The 10,927-nt window shown below is 70.5% G+C and carries 10 protein-coding genes; 6 read left to right on the top strand and 4 right to left on the bottom strand.

What is annotated here, in order from left to right; all coding sequences use genetic code 11:
• The coding region (locus ACYVE7_RS19930; protein ID WP_460366465.1) for a hypothetical protein at positions 1 to 564 on the top strand (564 nt) is incomplete at its 5' end.
• Here ACYVE7_RS19930 and rfbB read toward each other — a convergent pair.
• The 4 genes from rfbB to ACYVE7_RS19910 all read right to left on the bottom strand — a co-directional run bounded on the left by rfbB (position 551) and on the right by ACYVE7_RS19910 (position 7,479).
• Positions 551 to 1,534 carry a dTDP-glucose 4,6-dehydratase gene (gene rfbB / locus ACYVE7_RS19925; protein WP_460366464.1) on the bottom strand — a complete coding sequence of 328 codons (984 nt, stop codon included), beginning with the start codon at positions 1,532 to 1,534 and terminating at the stop codon, positions 551 to 553. The two genes, ACYVE7_RS19930 and rfbB, sit on opposite strands and share 14 nt — an antisense overlap.
• Positions 1,531 to 2,595: a glucose-1-phosphate thymidylyltransferase gene (locus ACYVE7_RS19920; protein WP_460366463.1), complete on the bottom strand. Its 1,065-nt coding sequence runs from the start codon at positions 2,593 to 2,595 to the stop codon at positions 1,531 to 1,533. Before ACYVE7_RS19920 ends, rfbB begins: the two co-directional genes overlap by 4 nt.
• Positions 2,595 to 3,998, bottom strand: a complete 1,404-nt coding sequence (locus ACYVE7_RS19915) for a sugar transferase (protein WP_460366466.1) — start codon at positions 3,996 to 3,998, stop codon at positions 2,595 to 2,597. The genes ACYVE7_RS19920 and ACYVE7_RS19915 overlap by 1 nt, the downstream gene beginning before the upstream one ends.
• A gap of 274 nt (positions 3,999 to 4,272) precedes the next feature.
• A complete protein-coding gene (locus ACYVE7_RS19910; RefSeq protein ID WP_460366462.1) occupies positions 4,273 to 7,479 on the bottom strand; it encodes a LamG-like jellyroll fold domain-containing protein in 3,207 nt (1,068 codons plus the stop codon).
• Positions 7,480 to 7,729: 250 nt separating this feature from the next.
• Between ACYVE7_RS19910 and ACYVE7_RS19905 the strand changes: the two genes are divergently transcribed.
• The 5 genes from ACYVE7_RS19905 (at position 7,730) to ACYVE7_RS19885 (ending at position 10,924) form a co-directional block, all read left to right on the top strand.
• Positions 7,730 to 8,113, top strand: a complete 384-nt coding sequence (locus tag ACYVE7_RS19905; RefSeq protein WP_460366461.1) for an adenylyltransferase/cytidyltransferase family protein — start codon at positions 7,730 to 7,732, stop codon at positions 8,111 to 8,113.
• An 8-nt stretch (positions 8,114 to 8,121) separates the two neighbouring features.
• A complete protein-coding gene (locus ACYVE7_RS19900) occupies positions 8,122 to 8,877 on the top strand; it encodes a CDP-alcohol phosphatidyltransferase family protein (protein WP_460366460.1) in 756 nt (251 codons plus the stop codon).
• Positions 8,874 to 9,302 (top strand): adenylyltransferase/cytidyltransferase family protein, encoded by a 429-nt coding sequence (locus ACYVE7_RS19895; RefSeq protein WP_460366459.1) that lies wholly within the window; start codon positions 8,874 to 8,876, stop codon positions 9,300 to 9,302. The genes ACYVE7_RS19900 and ACYVE7_RS19895 overlap by 4 nt, the downstream gene beginning before the upstream one ends.
• A complete protein-coding gene (locus ACYVE7_RS19890) occupies positions 9,299 to 9,862 on the top strand; it encodes a hypothetical protein (protein WP_460366458.1) in 564 nt (187 codons plus the stop codon). Before ACYVE7_RS19895 ends, ACYVE7_RS19890 begins: the two co-directional genes overlap by 4 nt.
• Before the next feature lie 81 nt (positions 9,863 to 9,943).
• Positions 9,944 to 10,924: a hypothetical protein gene (locus ACYVE7_RS19885; protein ID WP_460366457.1), complete on the top strand. Its 981-nt coding sequence runs from the start codon at positions 9,944 to 9,946 to the stop codon at positions 10,922 to 10,924.
• Positions 10,925 to 10,927 lie beyond the last annotated feature (3 nt).

Below are 10,927 nucleotides of genomic sequence, written 5' to 3'. Positions count from 1 at the left end.
CTGCTGGCCCGCACCCTGGTCGCCGTGTTCGCCTCCCGGCAGGCGCTCGGCGCGATCGAGGCGGCCCGGCTGCTGCTGGCCCCCGCGCAGACCGTCGCCAACGGCGCGGGCACCTTCTTCCTCGGCGACTTCGCCAAAGCGCAGAAGGAGGGGCGTCCGCTGCCCGTCCGGGCCGCGGTCAAGGCCGGGCTCACCCTCGGCGGGATCACCCTGGTGATCGCACTGCTCTGCCTGCCGCTGGCCGGGCCGCTCGGGCCCGCCCTCACCGGCGGCGAGTTCGCGATCGACACCGCCGCGCTCGGCGGCTGGGCCCTGTACACCGTGGTGTTCGCCGGAACCCTGCCGCTGTCGAGCCTCGCGACCGCCCGCAAGCAGTCCCGGCTGGTGTTCCTGATCAGATCGGCGGAGATGGCGGCCGGACTGGCCGTCCTGGCCGTCCTACTGGCCGCCGACGGCGGGCTCGCCTGGGCCGCCCCCTACTGCCTGAGCGCGGGCGGCCTCGGCACCGCCGTGCTGCTCTGGTGGCTGCTGCGGCGCGAGGACCCGGTGCTCACCCCCGCTTGAGCGGCTCCCACCAGGCCCGGTTCTCCCGGTACCAGGCGACGGTCTCGGCCAGCCCGTCCGCGAAGGAGATCTCCGGCCGGTAGCCGAGAGCGCGAAGCTTGGCGTCGTCGAGGGAGTAGCGGCGGTCGTGGCCCTTGCGGTCGGCGACCGGGGTCACCCGGCTCCAGTCCGCGCCCAGAGCGTCCAGGAGATGCCCGGTCAGCTCCTTGTTGGTCAGCTCCGCCGTCCCCGCGATGTGGTAGGTCTCACCCGGAACGCCCCGCTCCGCGACCAGCCGGATGCCGCGGCAGTGGTCGGCGGCGTGGATCCAGTCGCGGACGTTGCCGCCGTCGCCGTACAGGGGGACGTCCAGGCCGTCCAGCAGGTTCGTGATGAACAGCGGGATGACCTTCTCGGGGAACTGGAACGGCCCGTAGTTGTTGCCGCAGCGGGTGATGCTGACCGGCAGGCCGTGGGTGCGGGCGTAGGCGCGGGCGATGAGGTCGCCGCCCGCCTTGGCCGCCGAGTACGGCGAGTTCGGCTCCAGCGGCGACGACTCGTCCCACGAGCCCGTCTCGACGCTGCCGTACACCTCGTCGGTCGAGACCTGGACGATCTTGGGGGTGGCGGCGTCCAGACACGCCTGCATCAGGGTCTGCACCCCGAGCACGTTGGTCCTGACGAACTCCCCCGCGCTGGCGATCGACCGGTCGACGTGCGACTCGGCCGCGAAGTTCAGCACCACGTCATGGCCGGGGACGACCTCGGCGAGCAGCTCCGCGTCGCAGATGTCGCCCTTCACGAACGTGAAACCGCCCGCGACGGGCTCCAGGTTGGCGAGGTTGCCCGCGTAGGTGAGCTTGTCGAGCACCGTCACCTCCGGCGCCGGGCCGTGGGCGCCGGAGACCAGGGAGCGGACGTACTCGGAACCGATGAAACCGGCGCCGCCGGTCACCAGGATGCGCTTGGTCATGCGGGTGCGCTTGGTCATGAGGAGATCTGGACCTTACTGTGGTCGCCGAGGACGAGACGGTGGGCGCGCGGCACGCGCGGAGCCGGGGTCACCTCGGCGTGCCTGCCGATCAGTGAGCATTCGACGCGCCCCACCCCCGCGATGGACGCGCCGGTCAGGACGATCGAGTACTCGATCTCGCTGTCGGTGATCCGGCAGTCGGCGTCGATCGAGGTGAACGGGCCGACATAGGAGTTCTCGACGACGGTGCCGGGGCCGATCACGGCAGGCCCGACGATCCGCGAACCCCTGATCACCGCGCCGGGGCCGACCGCGACCCTGCCGATCAGCTCCGAATCGGTGACCTCGCCGTCCCGGGACGGCTCCAGGCTCTCCAGGACGAGCCGGTTGACCTCCAGCATGTCGGTGACGTTGCCGGTGTCCTTCCAGTACCCGGTGATCGTGCTGGAACGGACCGGGAGCCCGGCGTCGATGAGCCACTGGATCGCGTCGGTGATCTCCAGTTCGCCGCGCCACGACGGCTTGAGCTCGGCGACCGCGTCATGGATGGCGGGCCCGAACAGGTACACCCCGACGAGCGCGAGATCGCTCTTGGGCTCCGCCGGCTTCTCCTCCAGCCCGATGACGCCGCCGTCCTCGCCGAGGACGGCCACGCCGAACGCCCGCGGGTCCGACACCCGCGTCAGCATGATCTGCGCGGCGGGCCCGTCGGCCTGGAACTGCGCCACGATCTCCGCGATCCCGCCGACGATGAAGTTGTCGCCCAGGTACATCACGAAATCGGAGTCGCCGAGGAACTCCCTGGCGATCATCACTCCGTGGGCGAGGCCGCGCGGGGCGTCCTGCCGCAGATAGGTGACGTCCAGGCCGAAGCGGGAGCCGTCGCCGACCGCGGCCTCGATCTCGGCGGCGGTGTCGCCGACCACGATCCCGACCTCGCGGACCCCCGCCGCCGCGATCGCCTCGAGCCCGTAGAACAGCACGGGCTTGTTGGCGACCGGCACGAGCTGCTTCGCCGAGGTGTGCGTGATCGGACGGAGCCGTGAACCCGCTCCGCCCGCCAGGACCAGCGCCTTCATTAGTAAGCCCCCGAACCCTTGATGACGGCCGACCACGTCTTCCACATGATCTGCAGATCGAGGGCGAGTGACCAGTTCTCCACATAACGCAGATCGAGCCGGACCGATTCCTCCCAGGAGAGATCGGAACGGCCGCTGACCTGCCACAAGCCCGTCATACCCGGTTTGACGACGAGCCGGCGGCGCACGTCGCCGTCCCCGTAGGAGGCGACCTCCTCCAGCAGCGGCGGCCGCGGGCCCACCAGGGACATGTCGCCGCGCAGCACGTTGAACAGCTGCGGCAGCTCGTCCAGGGAGTGGCGGCGCAGGAACGCGCCGACCTTCGTGATCCGCGGATCCTGCCGGATCTTGAACAGGCCGCCTTCACTCTCGTTGATCAGGTCCTGTTTGAGCGCCTCGGCGTTCTCGACCATGGTCCGGAACTTCAGGACGACGAACTCCCGGCCGTTGCGGCCCACCCTGACCTGCCGGAACAGGGCGTCGCCCTGGCTGGTGAGGCGGATCGCCAGCGCGACCGCCCCCATCAGCGGGCCGACCAGCAGCAGCACCGCGAGCGCGACGCTCCGGTCGAACGCCGCCTTCAGCAGATGCCTGCTGCCGGCCAGCTCCGGATGATCGACGTGCAGCAGCGGCAGCCCCGCGACCGGCCGGATGCTGATCCGGGGGCCCGCGACGTCCATCAGCGCGGGCGCGACCACGAGGTCGGTGCCGCTCTGCTCGAGCTGCCAGGCGAGGCGGCGCAGCGCGATCCCGTCCATTTCGGGGCAGGACAGGACGGCGACGGTGTCGGCGCCGACCAGTTCCATGGCCATCGCCACGTCACCGAGCCCGCCGTGAACGGGGACGCCCTCGATCAGCTCGGGGCCTGCGTCGCCGTCCGGAGTGCCGTCCGGGGTGATCTCGAGGGTGCCGTCCACGGTGCAGGCCCCGACGGGCAGCATCCCGTGGTGGGGTTCGCGGCGGAGCTGGAGGATGAGTTCGGCGACGCCGTCGCGGTGCCCGGCCACGATCATGCGTCTCATGCATTCGCCCGCGGCGCGGCGGGCGTGGAGCCGTTTGCGCAGCAGGTAGCGGGCGGCGAGGTCGAGGACCGTCGCGAACGGCAACGCCATGATCACGTACCCGCGGGCGACGTTGACCTGGAGGGCGTAGGCGAGGATCGCGACCGAGGAGATCAACACGAAACCGGCGTTGAAGACGCGGCGGAACTCCTCGGAGCCGACCCCGATCAGGTTCCGGCCGTAGGCGCCGCAGAAGCGCAGGGCGAGCAGCCACAGGAACGGCAGCCCGCAGGTGAAGAGCGCGTACGGCATGGTGTCCGCGCCCGCGTCCCAGGAGAACCGCAGGCAGAACGCCAGCAGCCCGCCGAGGAAGACCGACAGGAAGTCGATGGCCAGGGCCATCGCGATGTAGGTGCTCGTCCAGACTCCGACGCTCTCGGTTCTCCGTCCGAGAGCGGGTGTCGACACCCCCGCCTCAAATACCGACAACTCTCCAACACCCCCACAAAACCCAGCTAAACGCCCGGTAAATTTCTTACCACGTGAAGTGAAACGGATTCGCACTGTCCCCCCGAATGACCTGCGGCCTCATCCGGACAGTGAGATCCCCGCTACACCACGAGAAAGCGGGGGGAGGGGCCGTTTTCGCCCGTACGGCCCCTCCCCCCGCCCCGGTTCACGGGTGGGTGCGCACCGCGCTGAAGTCGTCGACCGTCAGCGTGATCGGAGCGTTGGTGGTCGACCCCGACAGGAAGGTCCGCAGACCCACCGAGCCCGCCGCCTGGAGGGCGGCCGTGCCGTCGGTGGTGCTGAGCTGCCAGTCGGGCTCGGCCGAACCCTCGGCCCACACCTTCGCCTTGAGCTCGGTCGGCGCCGTGCCGGTGGCCAGCACCTTGACGTTCAGCACCGTGCCCGGCGCGTAGGTCAGGCCCGCCACCGTCAGCTCGCTGCCGATCGCCGTCTCGGCGTTGGCCGCGTCCGTCCGGCTGAGCTGGAGCGAGACCACGCCGCTCGGCCGGAACCTGACCCTGGCCCGGTACTCGCCCGCGCCCGCGATCCTGCGGGCCGCCAGCCAGAAGTAGGCGCCGTTGCCGGTGCCGACCTTGTCGCTGGAGACCTTCGCCGAGACCAGGGCGTCATCGGAGGACAGGGTGTTGAGGTAGGCGCCGGGGCCCGCGCTCAGCGTGGGCAGCGCGATCAGCGCCGACGTGCCGTCCGCCGACAGGTTCGCGGCGGTGCCCGTCGCCGTCCAGGCGCCGCCGAGATCGGCGTTGCCCAGCCCGTTGACCACGCTGCGGCCGAACCCGTCCGTCGCCAGGCTCGGCGCGTTGACGGTGACCGTCTTCAGCTTCCCGTTCGTGCCGCCCTTGTCGTCGGTGACCGTCACCTGGACGTTGTAGGTGCCGCCCGCCGGGAAGGTGTGCGACGGCGTCGCGCCGGTGCCGGTGGAGCCGTCACCGAAGTCCCAGGCGTAGGAGACGATCGAGCCGTCGGGGTCGGTCGAGCCCGACGCGTCGAACGCGCACTCCAGGAACGTGCAGGACGAGGTCTGCGCCGCCGTCGGGAGCTGGTTGGGGGCCTGCGCGCCCGAACCGACCGCGTAGTGCTGGCTGATGACGCCCGCGGCCAGCGCGTTCGGGTAGATCGCGACGTCGTCGATCGTGCCGTTCAGGTACTTCGACGAGCCGGCGTTCGGCCAGCCGCTCAGGTTGTCGCCGCCGATCCGCCAGTAGCCGTTGTAGGCCTGGGCGCTGGTCGCCGAGGCGTCCGAGGCCCGCAGCGCGCCGTCGACGTAGAGCTTCATGCCGGAGCCGTCGAGCGTGCCGACCACGTGGTGCCAGGCGTTGTTGTTGTACGACGCGGGGGTCGTCACCGACTTGACCTGGCCCGGGTAGACCCCGAACGTGATCTTCCCGCTGTTGTTCATGTACAGGTGCCGGTCGTAGCTCGCGCTGTCGCCCGACGTCTTGTCACCGAACCCGACGATCTTGCCGCCGAGCCCCGAGCCGGTCTTGACCCACGCCTCGACCGTGAAGGTGTTCGGGCCCGCCGTGAGGCCGCTGCGGCCGTTGCCGCTGCTCAGCCCGTTGAAGCCGGTCGCCTTGTCGGTGTCGCCGCTGATCGCGCCGTTCTGGTTGCGGGACACGCCGCTGCCCAGCGTGAGCTGGTTGCCGCCCGCCCAGTCCAGGCCGGTCGTCCCGCTGGACTCGCCGAGCCGCCAGTAGTGCAGCGCCCCGCCGGAGATCACCGAGCTGGCGTAACCGGAGATCGTCCCGCCCAGCGCGTTGACCGGGGCCGAGGCGTCCGTGGTGACCTTGTTGCCATAGGAGTCGCTGATCCTGATCTTGTAGGTGTGGCTGCTGCCCGCGGCCAGACCCTGGTCGACGAAGCCGAGCGTCGGCAGGGTCCAGAAGTTGGACTCGCCGTTGAGCACGCCGATCGGGGTGGTCTCCTCGTCGCGGAGCACCTCGTAGCGGAGCTTGGCGTTGTCCCGGTCCCAGCTCGACTGCCAGCGGACGCTCAGCCGGCCGCCCGGCAGCGCCGTGACGGTCGGAGCGGCCGGCACGAACACCGGGCCGATCTTGTTCGGGGCCTTGTTCTTGACCGCGAACCGCACCATGCCCTGCTGCTTGACCCCGTTGACGCGCGGGAACTCGCCGCCCTCGAACAGGTAGTCGGCGTTGCCGGTGACCGTCCAGGCGCCCTGCTCCTGGCCGGTGTAGGTGCCGAGCGAGACCAGCGGGTACCACTGGAGCAGGCCGGGGATCGGCTGGCCCGAATAGGAGCTGTTGTTGCTCGGCGCCGACTTGTCGGTGCCCTTGACCGCGGTGGTCTCCGCGAGGGTCCGCTGCCAGGTCTGCGGGCTGGTCTCCGGGAACGCGCCCAGCGACGCGCAGTCGTGGGCGTGCCCGACGCTGTAGACCACCTCGCCCGCCGGGTCGGGGTGGATGCCGTAGGTCGCGCCGTAGCAGTTGTCGAGCCAGATCAGGTCGCCGGTGTCGGCCTTGGCCGCCCAGCGGCCGTCGAACCAGTGGCCGCCGTTGCCCTCGTTGGAGGCGTAGACGGTGTTGCCCTGGACCTTGAACTCGGTCGGGTAGGACCACTGGCCGCTACCGGACTTCGGCGGGGTCGGGGTGCTCGTCCAGGTGGCGGTGGCGCCGGTCGCGGCGTCGATCGCGCCGACCCCGACCTTGGTCGCCCCGTTGAGGCTCTGGAACTTGCCTCCGACGATCACCCGGGAGCCGTCCTCCGTGACGGCCATCGCGGTGACCTCGCCGTCGTCGGCGGACGGCGCCCACCCCTGGGGCGCGCCCGTCGCGACGTCGGCGGCGCCCAGCCGGGTGCGGCCGTCGGGGTTGACCGGGTCGACGATCGAGAAGAAGTTGCCGCCGAAGTAGACGGTGGTGTTGGTCGCGGCGAGCGCCCTGATCACGCCGCTGACGTCCGGCTTGAACACCGGGTCGAGCGCGCCGGTCGCGGTGTCGAACGCCGCGATGTGGTTGCGCGGCTGCCCGTCGACGGTGGTGAACTCGCCGCCGACGATCACCTTGGAGCCGTCGGGGGTGGCCGTGATCCGCAGGCCCTGCGCGTTCAGCGCGTGGTCGAAGGAGGTGATCAGCCCTCCGGTGGTGAGGTTGATCGCGACGATGTTCGCGCGGTCCACCTCGTTGACGTCGCCCTCGTTGGTGCCCGGCGGGCGTGCCTTGGTGAACGCGCCGGTCGCGTAGACGGTGTTCCCCACCGTCACCGCACTCCAGATGACGCCGTTGATCTGCCAGGTGGGCAGGGCGTCCGCGGCCAGGGTCACCGGGGTGCCCGCGGGCGGGTCGGTGTCCGCGGTGGCCGGTGTGGTGACAGCCGAGGTGCCAGTGAAGATCAACAACACACCTGTGGCTGCGGCCAGGGAGGCTCTGCTCCCGGCACGGCTGAGTACAAACCGTCTCAACTCGCACATCCCTCATCAGAAGCCGCATACGACACGCGGCTGAGGAATGGTAGCCAGGCTTAACGAGAGGAACGTCCCATCTTAATGAGACCGTAACTACCGATTTCATCACAGTTCACGCAACTGCTAACATCCCTGGCCTGCGGACATGGGGCAATGTTCGCGATTGAGTCCCTAGGAGCGGGCCTTGTCGGAGCTGGTCGGTTTCACCTCCGGGCTTTTTGATCTTTTCCAAATCGGCGATCTTGATTTTCTCTCCCGCGCCAAACAGCAGTGCGACCGGCTGGTCGTCGGCGTGGGGAACGACGAGCTCGGCTACTGCCATGTGCCGTTCACCGAACGTGCCGAGATCGTGCGGAATGTGCGTTACGTCGACGACGTTGTCGAGCTGGACCGGTGGGAGCTGCCGGCGGAGCCCTACGGCGTCGTGATCCTGCCCGCCGGGCGCGAACTGGACGTCCCTGAAGGAGTGCACGTGATCGTCCTCGACGGGCTGCGGGAGACCGCCAGCGGCAGAGTGCGCCGCGCGCTGGGCCTCGACGCCCCCGCCGGCACCTCCTCGGTGGCGTGAACCGCCCGATGAGCACCTTCCGCACGGCGCTGCGCGACCTCGGCGCGGCCCAGAAGTCCAACAAGGGCGCCCCCGCCTACTCGCGGTTCGTCAACCGCAAGCTCGGCCGGGTGTTCGCCGCCGCCGCCTTCACCCTCGGCCGCACCCCCAACCAGGTGACGGCCGTGTCCGGGCTGTTCTCCTTCGCCGGCATCGCACTGATCGCGCTGGTGCCGCCCGGCTGGGCGATGGCCGTCGCCGTCAGCCTCTGCCTGGTGATCGGCTACGCGCTCGACGCCGCCGACGGCCAGCTCGCCCGGCTGCGGGGCGGCGGATCGAAGTCCGGCGAATGGCTCGACCACATGATCGACTCGTTGAAGATCTCCAGCCTGCACGCCGCGGTGCTGATCTCCTACTTCCGGTTCCTCGAACCTGAGCAGGACTGGCGGCTGCTCGTCCCGCTCGGCTGGAGCGTCGTCGCCGCCGTCATGTTCTTCGCGATGATCCTCAACGACCAGCTGCGGCGGCAGGCCGGCACCGCGCCCGCGCCCGGCGTCAAGGCGTCGGCGCTCAAATCGCTGCTGGTGATCCCCACCGACTACGGAGTGCTGTGCGTGGCGTTCCTGCTGCTCGGCGCGCCCTCGGTGTTCGAAGTGGTCTACGGGCTGATGTTCGCCGGGAACGCCCTGTTCCTGGCGGCCGCGCTGGTCAAGTGGTACCGGGAGGTCGCCGCGCTCGACGCCCCCCGCGTGCCCGCTCCGGCCTCCGCCGAGGTGAACGCGTGAGCGGGCGGGTGGTCGGCTACGTGCCCGGCGCGTATGACCTTTTTCACATCGGGCACCTCAACATCCTGCGGCGGGCCGCCGCCTCCTGCGACCACCTGATCGCGGGCGTCGTCACCGACGACGTGCTGCGCCAGGCCAAGGGACGCCCTGCGGCGGTGCCGCTGGAGGAGCGCCTGGAGATCGTCCGGAGCATCTCCTGCGTGGACGAGGCCGTCGTCGACGTGTCCAGCGACAAGTTCGTCATGTGGCAGCGGCTCGGGTTCGACGTCCTGTTCAAGGGCGACGACTGGAAGGGCACGCCCAAGGGCGACCGGCTGGAACACGACCTCGGCGCCGTCGGCGTGCGGGTCCACTACTTCCCGTACACCACGCACACCTCCAGCACCGCGCTGCGGGAACTGATCGCCGGAAGGGCCGTCTCATGAACCGTCTGATCTGTGCCGGGGCGGTCCTCGTGCTCGCCGTCTCCGGCTGCTCGTCCGCCGGCAAGCCGGACAAGACCGCCGACCCGCAGGCCGGACGGCTGCCGCCGACCTCGACGTTCGCGCCGTCCACCGCCCCGGCCGTGCCGGGCGCGAAGAAGGTCGAGGGCTCGCCGTCGCTGAAGAAGCCGGTCTCCTACCCCGACGGCATCGAGGTGCGGATCACCAAGATCCGGAAGATCGTGAACAGCGAGGACGGGCCCGGCAACGTCAAGGGCCAGGTGATCACCGTCTTCACCCTGCGGTTCACCAACCGGTCCGGCCAGCCGCTCGACCTCGACGGCACCCGGATCGTCGCCGCGTACGGGGCCGGGAAGAAGAAGGCCAGCCCGTCCTACCCGGCCGAAGTGAACGACTTCTTCGGCGAGGTGGCGCCCCAGGGCGTCAGGGAGGCGTCGTACGCGTTCGTGATCCCTGTCGCCAAGTACGGCAAGGTGTCCCTGAACGCGACGTTCGGCACCGGCCACAAGGCCGCGCGGTGGAGCGGTTCCCTCAAACTGTGAAGTAACGGTACGGTATCCGCCAGCTGTAACCAGAGTGGACGGGAAACGTCCGTTCTTCGCCGACCCCGCTGAGGTACCCCCATGCCCGGTACGACGAACAGGCCCGGAGAAGAGAGCGGCGTCCCCTTCGAGGGACCCCTGTGGTGGGAGCGGGAGGACGAACGGCCGGGCACGGCGCTCGTCCCGGTGCCCCGGCCCGGGGCGTCGCGGACCAGGCGGCGGACGATGCGGCGGATCCGGCGCGGCGCGGCGTTCAGCGGCGGGCTCACCGTCCTCGTCCTCGGCGGCGGGCTGGTGGTCGCGCTCTCCCCGATCCGCGAGTTCGTGACCGTCGGCGGCGGCAGCCAGATCGTGTCGGACTCCTTCGCCCGCGAGGTCGCCAAGGGCTGGGGGTCCGCGCCCAAGGGCGGCGGCTACACCGTCAGCGACCCCTCGCGCGCCAAGGTCGGCGGCGGCGCCGGAACCCTCACCCTGCCCGCGCCGGGAGCGTCGTTCACCGGCCAGCTCACCTCCGTGTCGGCGTCCGACGTCACCACCCGGCTCACCTTCGCGCTGCCCGAACTGCCCGCCGGCGGGCCCGTCTACCTCGCGGTCGCGCTGCGTTCCGGCGGCGCAGGCTCCTACCGCGCCAAGGCCAGGATCATGCCGGACGGCTCCGTGCGGCTGTCGTTCTCGCGGGTCGCGCCCGGCGGCGCCGAAACCCTGCTCGGCGGTGAGGCGGCCCTGCCCGTGCGGGTGTCCGCCGGGACCAGGCTCGTCCTGGAAGCCCAGATCAGCGGGGCCGACAAGGTGGCGCTCGCCAGCCGGGCCTGGCTGAACGACATCGCACCGCCCGCGAGCTGGCAGCACGCGCTCACCGACACCTCCGCGCAGCGGATCAGCGGTAAGGGCTCGCTTTCGGTGTGGAGTTATCTGTCGCGGAGCGCCACGGCCGCGTCGGTGCAGGTCAGCGGCTGGTCCGCGGACGCCTCCGACGCCGTCGTCGACGCGCCCGTCACGACCGCGCCGACCTCACCGCTGAGCCCGCGCTGGTCAAGGAGCTTGACCGCCAGCTCAACCTGAGCG

The sequence above is a fragment of the Actinocorallia lasiicapitis genome, from assembly GCF_054778695.1.
The sequence above is the reverse complement of the archived record's forward strand: the minus strand, read 5'-3'. Positions and strand labels throughout refer to the sequence as shown.

What these genes read in the sequence shown, in the direction of transcription:
- ACYVE7_RS19890 (WP_460366458.1), top strand. Translation starts at nt 9,299, where the DNA reads ATGAACCGTCTGATCTGTGCCGGGGCGGTCCTCGTGCTCGCCGTCTCC.
- ACYVE7_RS19885 (WP_460366457.1), top strand. Translation starts at nt 9,944, where the DNA reads ATGCCCGGTACGACGAACAGGCCCGGAGAAGAGAGCGGCGTCCCCTTC.
- ACYVE7_RS19920 (WP_460366463.1), bottom strand. Translation starts at nt 2,595, where the DNA reads ATGAAGGCGCTGGTCCTGGCGGGCGGAGCGGGTTCACGGCTCCGTCCG.
- ACYVE7_RS19915 (WP_460366466.1), bottom strand. Translation starts at nt 3,998, where the DNA reads ATGGCCCTGGCCATCGACTTCCTGTCGGTCTTCCTCGGCGGGCTGCTG.
- rfbB (WP_460366464.1), bottom strand. Translation starts at nt 1,534, where the DNA reads ATGACCAAGCGCACCCGCATGACCAAGCGCATCCTGGTGACCGGCGGC.
- ACYVE7_RS19900 (WP_460366460.1), top strand. Translation starts at nt 8,122, where the DNA reads ATGAGCACCTTCCGCACGGCGCTGCGCGACCTCGGCGCGGCCCAGAAG.